Annotated in this window: 12 protein-coding genes; 10 read left to right on the forward strand and 2 right to left on the reverse strand. The window is 56.6% G+C overall.

Annotated elements, in window-relative coordinates:
* Positions 1 to 73 precede the first annotated feature (73 nt).
* Positions 74 to 1,909 carry a phosphogluconate dehydratase gene (edd, locus tag V8J88_RS15235; protein WP_338845044.1) on the reverse strand — a complete coding sequence of 612 codons (1,836 nt, stop codon included), beginning with the start codon at positions 1,907 to 1,909 and terminating at the stop codon, positions 74 to 76.
* A gap of 251 nt (positions 1,910 to 2,160) precedes the next feature.
* Here edd and pgi point away from each other — a divergent pair, with 251 nt between their 5' ends.
* The 6 genes from pgi (at position 2,161) to V8J88_RS15265 (ending at position 12,247) form a co-directional block, all read left to right on the forward strand.
* The gene (gene pgi / locus V8J88_RS15240) at positions 2,161 to 3,813 is read left to right on the forward strand and encodes a glucose-6-phosphate isomerase (RefSeq protein WP_338845046.1); all 1,653 of its coding nucleotides are present in this window, start codon (positions 2,161 to 2,163) and stop codon (positions 3,811 to 3,813) included.
* A 238-nt stretch (positions 3,814 to 4,051) separates the two neighbouring features.
* The gene (gene phaZ, locus V8J88_RS15245; RefSeq protein WP_338845047.1) at positions 4,052 to 5,287 is read left to right on the forward strand and encodes a polyhydroxyalkanoate depolymerase; all 1,236 of its coding nucleotides are present in this window, start codon (positions 4,052 to 4,054) and stop codon (positions 5,285 to 5,287) included.
* A 233-nt stretch (positions 5,288 to 5,520) separates the two neighbouring features.
* Positions 5,521 to 6,963 carry a DUF3375 domain-containing protein gene (locus V8J88_RS15250; protein WP_338845048.1) on the forward strand — a complete coding sequence of 481 codons (1,443 nt, stop codon included), beginning with the start codon at positions 5,521 to 5,523 and terminating at the stop codon, positions 6,961 to 6,963.
* 10 nt (positions 6,964 to 6,973) lie between these two features.
* Positions 6,974 to 7,621 (forward strand): DUF4194 domain-containing protein, encoded by a 648-nt coding sequence (locus tag V8J88_RS15255; RefSeq protein WP_338845049.1) that lies wholly within the window; start codon positions 6,974 to 6,976, stop codon positions 7,619 to 7,621.
* The gene (locus V8J88_RS15260; RefSeq protein ID WP_338845050.1) at positions 7,614 to 11,018 is read left to right on the forward strand and encodes an ATP-binding protein; all 3,405 of its coding nucleotides are present in this window, start codon (positions 7,614 to 7,616) and stop codon (positions 11,016 to 11,018) included. The genes V8J88_RS15255 and V8J88_RS15260 overlap by 8 nt, the downstream gene beginning before the upstream one ends.
* On the forward strand, positions 11,015 to 12,247 hold the full coding sequence (locus V8J88_RS15265) for a Wadjet anti-phage system protein JetD domain-containing protein (protein ID WP_338845051.1): 1,233 nt from the start codon (positions 11,015 to 11,017) through the stop codon (positions 12,245 to 12,247). Before V8J88_RS15260 ends, V8J88_RS15265 begins: the two co-directional genes overlap by 4 nt.
* A gap of 341 nt (positions 12,248 to 12,588) precedes the next feature.
* Here the strand turns inward: V8J88_RS15265 and V8J88_RS15270 are convergent, their stop codons facing one another.
* Positions 12,589 to 13,530, reverse strand: coding sequence for a histone deacetylase family protein (locus V8J88_RS15270; RefSeq protein ID WP_338845052.1), 942 nt, complete (start codon positions 13,528 to 13,530; stop codon positions 12,589 to 12,591).
* A gap of 101 nt (positions 13,531 to 13,631) precedes the next feature.
* Between V8J88_RS15270 and V8J88_RS15275 the strand changes: the two genes are divergently transcribed.
* Genes V8J88_RS15275 through mltB form a run of 4 tightly spaced genes read left to right on the forward strand, consistent with a single transcriptional unit; the run spans position 13,632 to position 18,629 of the window.
* The gene (locus V8J88_RS15275) at positions 13,632 to 14,555 is read left to right on the forward strand and encodes an AAA family ATPase (RefSeq protein WP_338845053.1); all 924 of its coding nucleotides are present in this window, start codon (positions 13,632 to 13,634) and stop codon (positions 14,553 to 14,555) included.
* Positions 14,552 to 15,550 carry a DUF58 domain-containing protein gene (locus V8J88_RS15280; protein ID WP_338845054.1) on the forward strand — a complete coding sequence of 333 codons (999 nt, stop codon included), beginning with the start codon at positions 14,552 to 14,554 and terminating at the stop codon, positions 15,548 to 15,550. Before V8J88_RS15275 ends, V8J88_RS15280 begins: the two co-directional genes overlap by 4 nt.
* Entirely contained in the window at positions 15,547 to 17,568 is a 2,022-nt protein-coding gene (locus V8J88_RS15285) for a transglutaminaseTgpA domain-containing protein (protein WP_338845055.1), read from the forward strand. The genes V8J88_RS15280 and V8J88_RS15285 overlap by 4 nt, the downstream gene beginning before the upstream one ends.
* Complete coding sequence (gene mltB / locus V8J88_RS15290) at positions 17,565 to 18,629, forward strand: lytic murein transglycosylase B (RefSeq protein WP_338845056.1); 1,065 nt, start codon at positions 17,565 to 17,567, stop codon at positions 18,627 to 18,629. The genes V8J88_RS15285 and mltB overlap by 4 nt, the downstream gene beginning before the upstream one ends.
* Positions 18,630 to 18,765: the final 136 nt, after the last annotated feature.

Here is an 18,765-nt window from a genome sequence, read left to right on the forward strand (position 1 = left end):
CCTGTTTTGACTATATCGGGTAAAAACCATTGCGCATCATGCGCTGAATCGCCGGCCGCCAAGGCAAGCCGGATCAAGCCAATTCCTGCCCCGGCAGCGCAAAACTGGCGGCGCCCTCTTCCGCCGTGCTGACCTGTGACCGCATATGGCTGAACAATTCACGCCCCATGCCATAGCGGTTGGCCCCCAGGTCTGCGCCGGCCTGACTGCGCTGCGCCCATTCCGCGCCTTCCACCAGCGCTTGCAATTCGCCGCTGTTGGCGTCCAGCCGCAACATATCGCCATCGCGCACCAAGCCGAGCGGGCCGCCAGCCAGCACTTCGGGCGAAACATGAATCGCCGCCGGCACTTTGCCGGAAGCGCCCGACATGCGGCCATCTGTCACCAGCGCCACTTTGAAGCCGGCGTCTTGCAAATTGGCCAGCGCCGGCGTGAGCGAATGCAGTTCCGGCATGCCATTTGCGCGCGGCCCCTGAAAACGCAGCACGGCGATGAAATCGCGCTCCAATTGTCCGGCTTTATACGCTTGCATAAATGCTTCTTGCGAATCAAACACCAGGGCCGGCGCTTGCACCACCCGGTGTTCAGATTTGACGGCGGAAACCTTGATCACGGCGCGTCCCAGATTGCCTTGCGCCAGCTTCAAACCGCCATCGGCGGCAAACGCTTGCGCCACCGGGCGCAGCACGCCCTCATCGGCGCTGCTGGCCAAAGCCGGACGCCAGCGCAATACGCCATCCTGCAAATGCGGATCGGCGCAATGCGCGCGCAAGCCGCGTCCCAGCACGGTATTCACATCATCAAATAACAAACCGGCGTCCAATAATTCGCGCAGCACGAAGGCGACGCCGCCAGCGGCGTGGAAGTGGTTCACATCCGCATCGCCATTTGGATAAATGCGCGCCAACAGCGGCACACAGGAAGATAAGCGGTTGAAATCATCCCAATCCAACACAATCCCGGCAGCGCGCGCAATCGCCACCAGGTGCAGGGTGTGGTTGGTCGAGCCACCGGTGGCGAGCAAGCCGACCACGGCATTGATGATGCATTTTTCATCGACGATATGGGCCAGCGGCATATACTCAGGCGCTTGCACGCTGATCTCGACTGCGCGGCGCGCAGCGGCTTGCGTTAAGGCGTCGCGCAATTCGCCCTGCGGCGGCACAAACGCCGCACCCGGCAAGTGCAAGCCCATGACTTCCATCAACAGCTGATTGCTGTTGGCTGTGCCATAAAAAGTACAGGTGCCGGCGCTGTGATAGGACTTGCATTCCGCATCCAATAATTCAGCGCGGCCAATCTTGCCTTGCGCATACAGCTGGCGGATGCGGGCTTTTTCCTTATTCGCCACGCCGGAAGCCATCGGCCCGGCTGGCACAAAAATCGCCGGCAAATGCCCAAAGTGCAGCGCGCCGATCAACAAACCCGGCACAATTTTGTCGCACACGCCCAGATACAGCGCGGCATCAAAGGTATTGTGTGACAGACCGATAGCGCTGGCCATGGCAATCGCATCGCGCGAAAACAGCGACAACTCCATGCCCGGCTGCCCTTGTGTGACGCCATCGCACATGGCCGGCACGCCGGCGGCGAATTGCGCCACCCCGCCCGCGCTGCGCACCGCATCCCGCAACAGCGCCGGATAACGCTCGTAGGGCTGATGAGCAGATAACATATCGTTGTAGCTGGAGATAATCGCCACGCCGGGCTGCCGCATTTCGGTCAGGCGCAGCTTATCATTTTGCGGAAAGGCCGCCACCGCATGCGCCAGGTTGGTGCAGGACAAGGCCCCGCGCTGCACGCCTTGACGCCGCGCCGCCGCGACCCGTTCAAGATAAATACGGCGGCTGTTTGCACTTCTTTGCATGACGCGCGCGAGCACTTCGCGCAAAATCGGATGTTCAGACATGGGGCGCTTCCTATCAGGGGGTTGGGCTGGCTGCTGGAATCCGGCAGCATCTTTTATGAAATTTTACTACATTTTTGAATCTTCGCCAGCCTGTTTTCAGCCTTTTCCATCCTTATTTATGTCGTTAATCTGCGCTTGAAATGGCTTAAAGAATGGGAATCCGGCGCAATTCTGTAGTGAATTTACGATTTATCAGTTATACTGCAACGCAGAACGCGCCAGCAGGCGCCGCCCGTTTGATGGAAGCCGCCATGAATATTGCCGATATCCCAGCCAGCCCCGCCCACCACGCCCTGCAAGCCCATGCGCAAAGCGCGCGCAACTGGCATATGCGCGATCTGTTCGCCGCTGATCCCGACCGTTTTTCCCGCATGTCGCTGGAGGCTGCCGGCATCTTTCTTGACTACTCCAAAAACCGGCTTGATGCGCACACCCTGCAACTGCTGTTTGCGCTGGCGCGCGAAAAAAATCTGGCGGCGCGACGCGACGCCATGTTTGCCGGCGCCCCCATCAACAATACCGAAGGACGCGCCGTACTGCACACCGCCTTGCGCGCGCCGCGCGAACTGGCGCCGCAACTTGCGCAGCAGGATGTGGGCGCGGATGTGCACAGCGTCTTGACGCGCATGCGGCGTTTCAGCGATCAGGTGCGCAGCGGTCAATGGCGCGGCTATGACGGGCGGATCATCACCGATGTGGTGAATATCGGCATCGGCGGCTCCGACCTGGGGCCGAAAATGGCCGCACATGCCCTGCGCAGCTACAGCCACCCGCGCCTGAAAATGCATTTCGTCTCAAATGTGGACGGCCACGATCTGGACGCCGTATTACAACAAATCGAGCCGGCCACCAGCTTATTCATTGTCGCGTCAAAAACCTTTACCACAATCGAAACCATGATGAACGCGCGTTCTGCGCGCGCCTGGTTGCTGGCGCACGGCGGCGCTGACGCCGAAGCCGGCCTGGCCAAGCACTTTGTGGCGGTGTCCACCAATCTGGCGGCGGTGACGGAATTCGGCATTGCGCCGGAAAACATGTTTCCCTTTTGGGATTGGGTGGGTGGCCGCTATTCGCTCTGGTCCGCCATCGGCCTGCCGCTGATGCTGGCGCTGGGACACGGCTATTTTGGCGATTTGCTGGCCGGCGCGCACGCCATGGACAGACATTTTTGCGAAGCCGAATTGGAGCAAAATCTGCCGGTGATTCTGGCCATGTGCGGCGTGTGGAATCGCAATTATCTGGGCTTTGGCGCGCACTCCATCGCTTGCTACCACCAGGATCTGGCGCATTTCCCGGCCTATTTGCAACAGTTGGAAATGGAAAGCAATGGCAAGAGCGTGCGCAGCAATGGCCAGCCGGTGCAACAAGCGACCTGCCCGCTGATCTGGGGCGAGCGCGGCACCAATGGCCAGCATGCGTATTTCCAGCTTCTGCACCAGGGGACGGACATCATCCCGCTCGACTTCATCGCCGCGCTCAACGCCAGCCATGATTTGCCGGGTCATCAGGATGCGCTGCTGGCGAATTGTTTCGCCCAGGCCGAAGCGCTGATGCGCGGCAAACAGGAAGATGAAGTGCGCGCCGAATTGCGCCAGGCCGGCATGAATGAGACGCAGCAAGCGCAGCTGTTGCCGCACAAGCTGTTTGCCGGCAACCGTCCCAGCAATATGATTTTGCTGGAAATGCTGACTCCGCATGCGCTGGGCGCGCTGATAGCGTTGTATGAACACAAAACTTTCGTGCAAGGCGTGATCTGGGATCTCAACAGCTTTGATCAATGGGGGGTAGAATTGGGCAAGGCGCTGGCGGCAACCATTCAGCGCGAACTGGCGGGCGGCGCGGCTGCCGCACATGACAGTTCGACAGCCGGCTTGATTGCGCGCGCACGGCAAGCGCGTTTTTAAAAGCGCGCACACCGGCAAGGGTGAAAGTGTTGCCACTGGTAAAGCCAGAGTTGGATATAATCGAAGCATGCAAGCGTTGTTCCGGCAGCGCTGGCCCCGCCCATAGCACAGGGTGTGCGCGGGGCTGACGCGATACCGTCAACTCAACCAGCGAAGCATATGGAGGTTCCGGACACTGGCTCACAGGCATTCAGACAAGCGACCAGCGCCCGGGTTTCCACTTTGTGAAGGAAAACCCATGCTCTACCAATTACATGAAATGCAGCGCTCATTCCTGACACCTCTGGTGCACTGGGCCGAAGCATCCGCGAATCTGTTCTCCAATCCCATCTCTCCGTTTGCGCATGCGCCATTTGCGCAACGTATCGCCGCCGGCTATGAATTGATGTACCGGCTCGGCAAAGATTATGAAAAGCCGGAATTCGGCATCCGTGAAACTGAGGTGAATGGCAAGACGGTGCGGATTGAAGAATACGCCGCTGTCGAAAAGCCGTTTTGCAAGCTGCTGCACTTTAAAAAGAAGCTGCCGCAAAAAGAATTGGAGGCGCTCCAGCAGCCCACGATTTTGCTGGTGGCGCCGCTCTCCGGCCACCATTCCACGCTGCTGCGCGACACCGTGCGCGCGCTGTTGTGCGAGCACGATGTGTACATCACCGATTGGGTGGATGCGCGCATGGTGTCGATTGAAGAAGGCCCCTTCCATTTGCATGACTATATTTATTATGTGCAGGATTTCATCCGCCATCTGGGGCCGGATCTGCATGTGATTTCTGTGTGTCAGCCGACCGTGCCGGTGTTGGCCGCGATTTCCCTGATGGCCAGCGCGCGCGACAAAAAACTGCCGAAAACCATGACCATGATGGGCGGCCCGATTGACCCGCGTCAATCGCCGACCAAGGTGAATGATCTGGCGGTGGAAAAGAAATTTTCCTGGTTTGAAAACACCGTGATTTACAGCGTGCCGGCCGGCTACCCCGGTTTCGGGCGCAAGGTCTACCCCGGCTTTTTACAGCACGCCGGCTTCATCGCCATGAACCCGGGACGGCATGCGCAAAGCCATCGCGAGTTTTACCAGCATCTGGTGGCGGGCGACGGCGAATCAGCGGAAGCGCACCGCACTTTCTATGATGAATACAATGCGGTGCTGGACATGCCTGCCGAGTACTATCTGGAAACCATCAAAATCGTATTCCAGGAATTCCGCCTGCCGAATGGCACATGGGAAGTGGAAGGAAAATTGGTGCGTCCCCAGGACATCAAGACGGTGGCGCTGTTGACGGTGGAAGGCGAGCTGGACGACATTTCCGGCCCCGGCCAAACCCAGGCTGCGCACAAGCTGTGCAGCAATATCCCGGCTTCGCGCAAAGAAGATTTTGTCGCGCCGCAATGCGGCCATTACGGCATTTTCTCAGGCCGGCGCTGGCGTGAAATTGTTTGTCCGCGCATTTCGGCGTTTATCAAAAAGCATAGCTGAGGATGCCTGCTGCGCGGACTGGGAGGCAGGTCGTGCAGCAGATCAGACAGCTTCACACTGCGCAAAGCAGCGCTGGCAGGAACTCCCCTTTTTTGATCTGCTCTGAATATTCGGGCAGCATTGTGCATTGCTGCCAACAGTTTAAACATCAATCATACAACACACTGTTACAATACAAGCCTTAATCGACTCTGGCTACATATTCCCAACCTGCTCACCACGTTTGACAAGCCATGGATTACGCCACATTGAGCGCCTTGCGCGCACAGCATCCTGCCTGGCGTTTGCTCTGCTCACCGCATGCGCCCCTGATCGCCAGTTTTTTGCAAAGCATTTTTGTCGTCCCGAATGTGCGCGGCATGGCTGCAGCGGATGTGGCGGAAGCGCTCGAAGATGTACTATTCGCATTGCGTGAACAAGGCCATGATTTTCCCAAAGACGCATTGGAATATTTGAACGAGTGGGCAGCAGCGGACAAAGCCTGGTTGCGCAAATATTACAAAAGCGGTGTGGATGAAGCACAATTCGACCTTACCCCCGCCACTGAAAAAGCCTTGAGCTGGTTAGTGCAACTCAGCGAACGTCAATTCGTCGGGGCAGAGTCACGCTTACTGACGCTGTTTGATTTGCTCAAGCAAATGAGTGAAGGCAGTGAAACCGATCCGCAAATAAGGCTGCAAGAACTGGAAAAAAAGCGCGCCGCGCTGGATCTTGAAATAGCCCGCGTGCAATCTGGCGCACTCGATGTTTTGGATGATACGTCCTTGCGTGATCGCTTCCAGCAATTTCAGCAAGGCGCGCGCGAACTCTTGAGTGATTTTCGTGAAGTTGAACACAATTTTCGCCAGCTGGACCGGCGTGTGCGTGAAAAAATCGCCCTTTGGGAAGGCAGTAAAGGAGCACTGCTGGAACAAATCATGGGCGAACGCGACGCCATCAGCGATTCAGATCAAGGCAAAAACTTCCGCGCTTTCTGGGATTTTCTATTGTCCAGCAAACGCCAGGAAGAAATGGGGGAAATGCTGGAGAAAGTCTTGCACTTACCGGCTGTGCAAGCCTTGACACCAGATGAGCGCATGCAGCGCGTCCATTACGATTGGTTGGAAGCAGGCGAACATACGCAACGCACTGTCGCCACCTTATCGCAACAATTGCGGCGCTTCCTGGATGACAGAGTATGGCTGGAAAACCGCCGCATTATGGATCTTTTACACAATATCGAAAGTAAAGCACTCGCCTTGCGCAGCATCACCCCAAGCGGAGAGATCATGGCAATCAACTGCCCAGGCGCTGAAATCGAATTACCTCTGGAGCGGCCACTGTTTCAAGTGACGCCCAAGATTGTGCTGGCGGCCTTGGAAATGCGCGCAGGGGAAGAGGATCTCGATCCCAGCCTGTTGTATCAACAAAACATGATAGACAAAGGATATCTGCTGCAACACATTCAACGCGCCTTGCAAGCGCAACGGCAAATCAGCTTACAAGAACTGATTCTCAGCCAGCCTTTGCGCCACGGCCTGGCCGAATTGATTTGTTATCTGCAACTGGGTGAAGAACTGTTTCATTGCAGTACAGATGAAAGCGTCACAGAAACCATCAGTTGGCAAGGCAAGCATGCCGATGGGACAAGCATGATGCGTCAGGCGCGTCTGCCCAGACTGATCTTTCACGCATAAGGAAACCCGGATGGATTACCTTGATGAAGAATACCTGCCGCCTGCGCCGCCTGCGCAAGCTGACCTGTCGATGTTGATGATTGCCTTGCTAAAAGGGGTTCTGTATCGCGAAAGTGAAGAAACGCAATGGAACAGCTTATTGCAGTTACAAGCCCAGGTGAGGGAGTACAGCGCTATATTGAACCTGGATTTGATTTTGGATGAAGCGGAAGGCTATGCTTTTTTGAAGAGCCGCCCGGAACCCGGTCCGGATGATCCAGCGCCCCGCTTGCCACGCCTGATGACGCGTCGCAGCCTGACTTATGCCGTGAGCCTGACCTTAGCCATCTTGCGCAAAAAAATGGCGGAAGCAGACGCCAGCGGCGGCGACACCAGGCTGGTGCTGAGTTTGACTGAAATTGCGGATTTGTTGCGGGTGTTTTTGCCAGATGGCCCGAATGAAACAAAAATGCTGGGCCAAATTGAAGCCACCATGAATAAAGTGGTGGAACTGGGCTTTGCGCGCAAACTCAAGAACGCCTCAGGCAACCAGGATCATTTTGAAGTGCGACGCATCCTTAAAGCCTTTGTCGATGCGCAATGGCTGTCTGAATTTGACGCCAAATTGGAACAGTACCGTACAGCTTTGAGCAGTGAAAAGGAGTCCGGCAATGGATGAAGCAACTGCGCAGCAAGCGGATTTACTGAGCCAGATTAAGCCAACGGCGGAGTGGCAAGCGGCTGGTTTTCGCTTAATGCGGCTGGAAGTATTCAACTGGGGCACTTTTGATGGCCGCATCTGGCGTTTACAACTTGATGGGGCCAACGGCTTATTGACTGGCGATATTGGTTCCGGCAAATCCACCCTGGTGGACGCGATTACCACGCTCTTGGTGCCTGCGCACAGGATTGCCTACAACAAAGCTGCCGGCGCCGACAGCCGTGAGCGCAATTTGCGCTCTTATGTGCTGGGACACTATAAATCTGAACGCAATGAAATCAGTGGCGCCGCCAAGCCAGTCGCCTTGCGCAAGCTGGATTCTTACTCTGTGATTTTAGGCGTGTTTGAAAACGCAGCCTTTAATCAAAGCGTCAGTCTGGCGCAAGTCTTTTGGTTCAAGGATGCGCACGGACAACCCGAGCGCTTCTTTGTGGGGGCCGAACGTGCATTGTCGATTGAGCAGGATTTCTCCGTCAAAGGCGGCGATATGAATCGCCTGCGGCGCGATTTGCGCAAGTCAGATGCGGAAATTCAAGACAGCTTCACGCAATACAGCGCTTGGCTGCGTCGCCGCTTAGGCATCAATCATGAACAGGCGCTGGAATTATTTCATCAAACGGTGTCCATGAAATCGGTTGGCAATCTGACTGATTTTGTACGTCAGCACATGCTGGAAGCAAGCGATGTCGGGCCGCGCATTCATGATTTGATCAGCCATTTCAATGATCTCAATCGCGCCCATGAATCGGTGTTGAAAGCCAAGCGGCAGATGGATTTGCTCACACCTCTGGTAGCCGATTGCCGCCAACACACCCTGTATCTGCAACACGCGGCGCAACTGCAGGAGTGTCGCAATTTGCTGCGCCCCTGGTTTGCCAGCTTGAAGCTGGAATTACTCGGTAAGCGCCTGCTGATCCTGCAAGACGAATGGGATAAAGCCGACGCGCAATGCCGCCGGCTGGAACAGGAAAGGGATGTGCGCAGTTTGCAAATGGACGAAGTAAAACAGGCCATCAACCAAAACGGCGGGGGCCGCCTGGAGCGCTTGCAAGCAGAAATCCGCAGCATCAGCCACGTAAAAGAGCAACGCCAGCAAAAAGCGCAACGCTATCAGGCCTTATGTGCGCAATTGGGGCAAGCCATGCCGCCAGACGAGGCCGAATTTATCAGTCAACGCCGCCAGTTTGATGAATGGCGCGAAACACTGCGCAACCAAGATGCTGAGTTACAAAATGCGCTCAACGAAGATGGTTTCTCCCTGCGCAAAATCAGCGAAGAAGACAAACTGCTGAGCACCGAGATTGACAGCCTGACGCAGCGCCGCAGCAATATTGATGCGCAACAAGTCTTGATCCGCCGCCAACTCTGCGCTGCTTTGCAACTGGATGAAGACGAGATGCCGTTTGCCGGTGAATTAATCCAGGTCCGCGAAGATGCAAGCGCATGGGAAGGTGCGGCAGAACGTTTATTACGCAGTTTTGCACTTTCATTACTCACTCCGGATGCGCATTACAAGGCGGTGCAAGAATGGGTGGATCAACAGCATTTGCGCGCACGTTTTGTGTATTTTCATGTGCGGCCGCATAAACCCCAAGCGCCTGCCCAACTTGAGCCTGACTCATTGATCCACAAGCTGGACTTGAAAGCAGCCTCGCCGCACTACCGCTGGCTGCAACAGGAAATCGAGCGGCGCTTTAATATTGCCTGTTGCGACACCGCTCAAGATTTCCGCCGCGCCCAGCGCGCCATCACGCGCGCCGGACAAATCAAAGATCCTTTTGGACGGCATGAAAAAGACGATCGTTTCAGCATCGATGATCGCAGCCGTTATGTACTGGGCTGGAGCAATCTGGCCAAAATCGAGGCTTTACAAACCAAGCGCCACAGCCTGCAAGCGCAGGCGCATGTGCTGCAAGCCGCGATCTCGCACAATCTAAGTTTGCGGGATGGCTTGCGGCAACGTTTAGACGCATTGAGCCGGATGGAAGAATTCAGCCGCTACGAGGAATTGAATTGGTCGCAATGCGTGCAAGATATCAGTGCGCTGCAAGCCGAATTGCAAGCCCTGCAAGCGGCTTCGGATTTACTCAAACAACTGCAACAACGCTTACAATCCCTGCAAACAGCCGCACAGGAAAATGAAGACGTGCTGCGCAAAGCCTATGGCGAGCGCGCCAGGACAGAGCAAAAGCAAAGCGACGCCAGTCTTTTGCAAAGCCAATGTCAGGCGCAACTGCCGCCCGCCGGATTTGACCCGCCGATGCTCGCCTTATTGCAAGAAATGCGGCCACAGGCCTTGGGCGAGCATCACTTGACTGTGGAATCATGCGATAACCGCGAATCGGATATGCGCCAGTGGCTGCAGGCCAAAATGGATGCGGTGCAAAAACAAATCAACCGCTCTAATGACAAAATCATCAAGGCCATGTTGAGTTTCCGCGAAGAATTCAAACTCGAAACCTCAGAAATTGACGCCAGCCTGGAAGCGGCGTTTGAATATGAAAAATTGCTGCAGCAATTACAGCATGACGATTTGCCCCGTTTTGAAGCCCGCTTTAAAGAGTTGTTGAATGTCAACACAATCACAGAAATCGCCAACTTCAATGCCCAACTGTCGCGCGAACGGGATGACATCAAACACCGCATCGCGCATATCAATGCATCGTTGCATGGAATAGATTACAACCCTGGGCGCTTTATCGTACTCGAATCGCAACTCAGTTCAGATGCGGAAATCCGCGACTTTCAGCAGTCTTTGCGCGCCTGCACAGAAGGCGCATTAAGCGGCGAGCAGGATAATCAATATTCTGAAAGCAAGTTTCTGCAAGTTAAGGCCATCGTCGATCGTTTGCGTGGGCGCGATGGCTTGAGCGAAGTTGACAAGCGCTGGAGCACCAAAGTATGCGACGTGCGCAACTGGTTTTTATTCGGCGCCAGTGAGCGCTGGCGCGAAGATGGAGTTGAACACGAACATTACTCTGATTCCGGAGGCAAATCCGGCGGTCAAAAAGAAAAGCTTGCCTACACCATTTTAGCCGCCAGTCTTGCCTATCAATTCGGGCTGGACAGTAGCGAACAGCGTTCGCGCACCTTCCGCTTTGTGGTGATTGATGAAGCATTTGGACGCGGTTCAGACGAATCGGCGCAATACGGCTTACAACTCTTCAAACAATTGCAGCTGCAATTATTGATTGTCACGCCTTTGCAAAAAATCCACATCATTGAACCCTATGTGGCGCATGTCGGCTTTGTTCACAATGAAGGTGGGCGCGCTTCGCGTTTGCGCAATTTGAGCATCGCCGAATACCGCGCGCAAAAAGCGATACTGACCGGCATACCGGCGGAGGCGGTATGAGATGGCGCAGTCAGGCGGATTTCAAACAGGAGTTGGCGCAGCTATGGCAACGCGGTGAGATATTGCGCGCCGCCCATCCCGGGCAGAACTTATTTCCTTTGCGCCTGAAATTGTCGCGTCCGAGCGCCGGAGAAATCAGCGCCGATTTTGCCGCCGTGCGCGCCTGGGTTGAGGAATTCAAGCAGGCTGCGCCTTTCCGTGTGGTGTGGGGACAAACCACACATCGCTTGTATGGAGCACAACAATTGCCGCAGGAAGTGTGGATGGATGAGGCGCAAGCTGCGGCGCAGTGCTTAGGCAAGATGCGTGAATGGAAACTGTATGCGGAGCTGCTCAAGCATACTGCAGCAAGTTGCCCTGCCCTGCTGAGCTGGTTGGCAAAGCGCCCCATGCAAGCGCTGGAGCTGGCGCCTGAGTGGCCGCAGTTATTGGCGGTGGTGCAATGGCGTCTGGCCCACCCGGGACGTAAGATTTTATTGCGCCAGATTGATGCGCCAGGGGTGCATAGCAAATTGATTGAAGCGCAACGTGCTGTGCTGGCGGAATTATTTGATTTGGCTTTGCCGCAAGAGCAGATTGACACACGCTATAGCGGCGTGGCCGGTTTTTGCGCGCGCTATGGCTTTGCTGACAAACCCTTACGCATCCGCTTGCGCAGCCTTGATTCGGACTGGGCCATCTGGCCCGGCGCGAATTGTCCCGATCTGACAATCGATGTCGCCCATTTCAGCCGCCTGGCGCCGCCTTTGGATAAGGTGTTGATTACAGAAAATGAAAGCAATTTTTTAGCACTCCCGCACATGCCGGGATGCCTGGCGATTTTTGGCGCGGGTTATGGTTGGGAAGCGTTGGCGCAAGCTGACTGGCTGCAACAACGTCAGTTGTATTACTGGGGGGATATTGATACACATGGATTTGCCATTCTGGATCAATTGCGCGCCCATTTTCCACATGCGGTGTCGATCATGATGGATGAAGCGACCTTGCTGGCGCATCGTCAGCATTGGGGACGGGAAGACAAGCCCCGGCAGGCGCAATTAATGAGGCTGAGAAATGCTGAGCAGTTGTTGTATCAGGATTTATGCAGCAACCGTTTCGCGCCACAATTACGTCTGGAGCAGGAAAGGTTGGAATATGGCTTGGTGTGCGCACGATTGGCGGAAGTGCTTGCATCATGGCCAAGCACGCCAAGGCATACGTTTCCTGGCAGTGGTAACCGGCAAGGCTAGTGCGACCGGCCGTGCTGGCGCGCAAGCCGGTCAAATGGCTTCGTCAACAATGAAGGGCGCTTCCACCGTTTTTTGCACCGCCACCTCAGGCAAAGATGATTTTGACTACTTTAGAACAGCATTTACATGTTTGGCGGATTATGCAGTGCGGTATTTGTGGCTGGCGCGGGTGGTTTTGTATATCTGCAGGTGTCGGACGCCGGGTTATGCTGCGCTCAACCCAGCCTGCATCCGTGACCGGGTCCACCGGTTTTCTTTGGGGGCCCGCGCTATTTCCTTTGGATAGCCGCCGGCGTCGGATACATCCGGGGCCGGTTCCGCCGTTTTTTTGGCAGGGTGGCTTAATCCAATTCGGCCAGCGCTTTGATGTGGGCGGTCACGCTGCGGCCCAGGGCTGACAGGTTGTAGCCGCCTTCCAAACAGGAAACAATGCGGCCTTGCGCATATTGCCGGGCGATTGCCATGACCTGATGGGTCAGCCAGACATAATCCGCTTCCACCAAACGCATGCCGCCCAAATCATCTTCGCGATGGGCGTCAAATCCGGCGGAAATAAAAATCATCTGCGGTTGATGCGCATGCAGGGCCGGCAACCATTTTTCCAACACCGCCTGACGCACCTGCTCGCCATTGGCCAAGGCCGGCAGCGGCACATTGATGCAATTCGATGCGCTCGGGCCGTTGCCCGAATATGGGTAAAAAGGGTGCTGAAAAAAACTCACCATCAACATGCGCGGATCCTGCGCCACCACCTCTTCGGTGCCATTGCCATGGTGCACGTCAAAATCCACCACCGCCACCCGCTGCAAGCCGCGCACATCGAGCGCATGACGCATCGCCACCGCCACATTATTGAACAGGCAAAATCCCATCGATTCCGAAGGCCGCGCATGGTGTCCGGGCGGGCGGATGGCGCAAAAGGCATTGCTCAATTCGCCATTCAACACCGCATCCGTGGCCGCCAGCGCGGCCCCGGCAGCGCGCAAGGCCGCCTGCCAGCTGTGCCGGTTGATGCTGGTGTCGCCATCCAGCGGATAATGCTCCTCACCGTTTTGCTCCAAGCGGCGCGCTTCGCGCTGCACCAGCGCAATGCAATCCTCGCTGTGCACGCGCGCCAGCGCTGCGATATCGGCGCACGGCGCTTCGCGATGCTGTAAAAATGGATCGAGCTGCGCGCGCACCAATTGCGCGTTGATAGCGTCGAGACGCTGTGGCGATTCCGGGTGCCAGTCGCCCATTTCGTGGCGGGCGCAATCCGGATGTGTATAAATGGCGGTTGACATATTTGTTTGGTTTTTTGGATTTTCTTGCGGTCTTACCGCATTAAATGGAATTTTATGTTAAAAAAGGGCTGCTGCCCATTTTCCAGCGAGGAAACCAATCCATGAGCTACAGCCAAATCCTGAATGTCGCCAGGCAAGTCGAACAAGTTGTGGTGGGCAAGACCTTGCAAATCCGCTTAAGCCTGGCCTGTTTATTGGCCGGCGGCCATTTGCTGATCGAAGATTTGCCGGGCGTGGGCAAGACCACGCTGGCGCACGCCCTGGCCAAATCGCTCGGCCTGCAATTCAACCGGGTGCAGTTCACCAGCGATTTGCTGCCGGCGGACTTGATCGGCGTTTCGATTTACCAGCGCGACAGCGCCAGTTTCGTGTTCCACCCCGGCCCGCTGTTTACCCAGGTTTTGCTGGCGGATGAAATCAACCGCGCCACGCCGAAAACCCAATCCGGCCTGCTGGAGGCAATGGAAGAACGGCAAGCCAGCGTGGATGGGCGCGCACATCCGCTGCCGCATCCTTTCTTTGTCATCGCCACCCAGAACCCTTCGCATCATGTGGGCGCATTCCCGCTGCCGGAATCCCAGCTTGACCGCTTTTTGATGTGCATTTCCTTGGGCTATCCCGATCCGGCGGCAGAGCGCGCCTTGTTGCTGGGCGAAGACCGCCGCCGCATGCTGCAACAATTGCCGACCGTGATGACGCCGCAGGAATTGTTGGCGGCGCAGGAAGAATTGCGCAAAATCCATGTCGCACCGTCCCTGGCCGAATATGTGATGGCGCTCTGTCATTGGTCTCGCCAGGAAGGCCATTTCGCGGAAGGCTTAAGTCCGCGCGCCGGGCTGGCGCTGCTGCAGGCGGCGCGCGCCTGGGCCGCACTGGAAGCGCGCGACCATGTGCTGCCGGAAGATGTGCAGGCCGTGCTGACGCCGGTGGCGGCGCACCGCCTGCGCCCGCTGAAAGCCGGCGCCGGCGCTGCGCTTTCTTCGCGCGATCTGGTGCAATTGATGTTGAAATCGGTTGCGCCGTGAGCAAGGCAGGCCTGTCCTTCTGGCGCCGGATGCGCCAGCGCAGCTGGCGCCCGGGGCCGGTGGAGCCGGGCGTGACCACACTCGGCCTGCGCCGCATCTACATCGTGCCCAGCCGTCCCGGCCTGGTGTATGCGCTGACCATGCTGCTCTTGTTTCTGGGGGCCACGAATTACAATCTTGGCCTGGGTTTTGCGCTGACCTTTTTTCTGGTCTCGGTCGGCTTGATTGATATTCATCTGACTTGGCGCAATCTGGCCGGCGTCGAATTGCAAGCCGGGCGCGCGCTGCCAGTGTTTGCCGGCGAGGAAGCGCATTTTGAACTGTCCCTGCACAACCCCTCGAAACAGGCGCGGCATGCTCTGTTGCTCGGTTTCATCGCCCCCGGCGAGCGCTTCGCCGAACAAAGTATTGATCTGGCGCCGCACAGCAAACACAGCGTCAGTCTGAGTGTGAGCAGCAGCCGGCGCGGTTGGCTGGCCGCGCCCAAAGTGCAGATTTACACCCGCTTTCCGCTCGGCCTGCTGCATGCCTGGAGTTATTGGCAGCCGGATGCGCGGGTATTGGTGTATCCGCAGGCGGAAGAGGAGGCGCCGCCGCTGCCTTTTTCCGGGGACGGCGCCGGCCAGGGCACGGGGCGCAATGGCAATGAAGAATTTGCCGGCGTGCGCAGCTATCAAAGCGGCGACGCTATGCGCAATATCGCCTGGCGCCAGGTGGCGCGCTTAGATCCTGAACTGGGCGGCAATCTGGTCAGCAAAATCTTTGAAGGCGGCCAACATGCGCGCTTGCATCTGGATCTGGCCGCGCTGCCGCCGGAACTTGATGTGGAAGCGCGTCTGTCCCGTCTGACGCGCTGGGTGTTGCAGGCGGAACAGCTCGGCCATCCCTGGTCTTTGCGTCTGGGCGCGCTGGAACTGCCGCTGGCGGAGGGCGCCGATCACTGCCATGCCTGCCTGCAAGCGCTGGCTTTATACGATGAGGGGGGCAAGCCATGATGCCGCTCTGGCTGCAACTGGCGACCTGGCGCAATCTGTCGCGCGATAAATCCGACACCCTGCTGCTGCTGTGCGCCTGCCTGCTGGTTATTCTGCCGCACACCAGCCACTTGCCGCTGTGGGTGAGCGCGATCTCGCTGTTATTTTTAGGCTGGCGCGCTTTGATTTCCTTCAGCGGACAACGGCTGCCGGATAAAAAGCTGCTGTTGGCGCTGGCGATTTGCTGCATGCTCGGGGTGTTTGCAAATCTGCGCACAATCTTTGGACGCGAAGCCGGGGTCGCCCTGCTGACCATGTTGCTGGCCTTGAAATTGCTGGAAATGCATGCGCGGCGTGATTTGTTTGCAGTCTGCTTTTTATGCCTGTTTCTGATTCTGACCAATTTCCTGTATTCGCAATCCATTCTGACTGCGCTTTTGATGCTGGCTGCGCTGCTCTTGATTTTATGCGCTCAGCTGTCTTTCCAATACATCAACCAGTCGCCCCCGCTTAAGCAGCGTTTGGGACACAGCCTGGGCATAATGTTGATGGCGCTGCCGCTGACGATCGTGATGTTTTTCCTGTTCCCGCGCATTCAGGGGCCATTGTGGGGCATGCCACAGGACAATACCGCCAAAAGCGGCTTGTCAGACAATATGTCGCCGGGCAAGATTTCCAATCTGGTGATGTCGGAAGAAGTGGTGTTGCGGGCGCGTTTTTATGATCCGCCGCCAGCGCAACGCGAGCTGTATTGGCGTGGCCCGGTGTTTGGCGAATTTGATGGTTACACCTGGCGTGAATTACCCTGGCGCGACCTGCCGTTTCAACGCCGTCCGCTGACGGTCGAACCGATGGGGCCTTTGATCAAATATCAAGTGACGCAGGAAAATCTGCTCAACCGGCAATTATTGACGCTGGATTTGCCGCGTCTGATGCCCACCGTGCAGGATCGGGCCAGCTATATTACGCGTGATTTTCAACTCTTCACCCGCAGCCGGGTCCAGGGCCGGGTGCGCTATGAAGCCGCCTCAGTGACGCAGTACCGGGCGCAAGCGGATGCCTTACCGGATGAAACGCGCAATTGGCTGGTCTTGCCGCCCAACTTCAACCCCCGCACAATCGCCCACGCGCAGGAAATCAAACGCAAATACAGCGACCCGGAACAGCAGTTGCGCAGTATTTTGCGCTGGTTCAAAGAAGAAAATTTCCGCTACACCCTGCAACCGCCGCTGCTCGGGCGCGATTCGGTGGATGAGTTTTTATTCAATACGCGGGCCGGCTTTTGCGAGCACTATTCGAGCAGCTTTGTGGTGCTGGCGCGCGCACTCGGGATTCCGGCGCGCGTCGTAACCGGCTATCAGGGGGGTGAAATCAATCCTGTCGATGGGGTTATGACGGTGCGCCAATCCGACGCCCACGCCTGGACTGAGGTTTGGCTGCACGGGCGCGGCTGGGTGCGGGTTGACCCCACCGCCGCCGTGGCGCCGGAGCGGATTGAACAAAATCTGGCGCGCGCGCTGCCGCAAAGCGCCAATCTGCTGGGCAATGTCGGCGCAGGATTGCTTGCAAATGATGGCATTTTAGGTCTGATCAGAAATAATTTCCGCGCCATGAATAATGCCTGGAATCAGTGGGTGCTGGATTTCAACCCCGACAAACAACGCCGCTTTTTGCAGGATTTAGGGCTGGAAGACACCAGTTGGCGCATGTTGCTCAAGCTTTGCTTTGGCATCGGCAGCCTGGTGATGCTCATATTGCTGTGGCCCATGCTGCGCATGCAAAAGCGGATCGACCCCTTGCATGCCCTATACTTGCAGCTGCAAAAGAAAATGGCGGCGCGCGGTCTGGCGCGCGCCACGCACGAAGGCATGCACAGCTGGCGTTTGCGCCTGCAACAGGCGCAGCTGGGCGCGGCGGCGGCGGCAGTGGATGAATTTCTGCAATTGCTGACCCGTCAAACCTATATGCGCCCTGAAGCAGGCATCTCGGCTGCTGAATTGCAAGCCAGACTCAAAGCCTTGCTGAAACAGATTTCATGAAACTGATCCGTTTAACACCTATTGCCATTTTGTGCGCCGTAATGTCCTGCGCCCAGGTCGAAGCGCGCAAAGCCGCGCCGGCAGCCGCCGCCAAAACCCAAGCGCCGGCAGCCGGCTATATGCAACGCCCCGAAATGCAGGAATTCATCGCCGCCATGGTGCAAAAACATGGCTTTGATGAAGCGCAATTGCGCCACACCATGGGGCAAATCCGTCACAGCGCGCAAAGCGTGCAATTGATGAAGCCTGGCAGCGGCGGCGCGCGCGTGAAAAACTGGGAAGCTTACCGCCGCCAATTTGTCGAGCCGGTGCGGATTCAATCCGGGGTGCGCTTCTGGCGTCAATATCAGGCCGATCTGGCGCGCGCGGAGCGTGAATATGGCGTGCCGGCGGAAGCGCTGCTTGGCATTTTGGGAGTGGAAACGGTGTTCGGGCGCCAAACCGGCAACTTCCGCGTGCTCGATGTCACCGCCACCCTGGCGTTTGACTATCCGGATTCGCCGAAGAAAGCGGAACGCAGCGCCTATTTTCTGGGCGAACTCGAAGCCGCCCTGCTGCTGGCGCGCGAAGGTGGAATTGATCCCTTTTCATTGCGCGGCTCGTATGCCGGCGCAATCGGCTGGCCGCAGTTCATGCCGTCTTCGATCCGCCGCTATGCGGTCGATTTTGATGGCGATGGCGTGATCGACCTGCGAAATTCACCAGTTGATGCAATCGGCAGTATCGCGCATTATTTGCATGCGCACGGTTGGCAACGGCAATTGCCCGCAGTGTATGCCGCCAGCCTGGATCCCGGCGGCGATCCGGCGCATTTGCTGGATCGCGGCTTGCAGGCTGATCAGGAATTGAGCACGCTGCAAAAGGCGGGAATTATTCCGCTTGAAATTGTGCCCGAAAAACAACGCTACGGCTTGGTTGATTTACCAAATGGAAACAATCCAACAACCTACTATATAGGCACGAGCAATTTTTTCGCAATTACCCACTATAACCGGAGCTACTTCTACGCCATGTCCGTTTGGGAACTTGGGCAAAATATTAAAAATGCCCTGGAGAAATAAATTTTCTACGGTTTTACCAAATTGGTCTTAAATTGGACTGCGGAACTTGGCAAATTAATATAAAATTTTTCCACAGGGAAAATTTTTAGGCTAAAATGGTGTTCACAGGCATCATGAGTCGCTGGGAACTGATAAA

This window comes from Massilia sp. W12, from assembly GCF_037300705.1.
Lineage (GTDB): Bacteria > Pseudomonadota > Gammaproteobacteria > Burkholderiales > Burkholderiaceae_D > JACPVY01.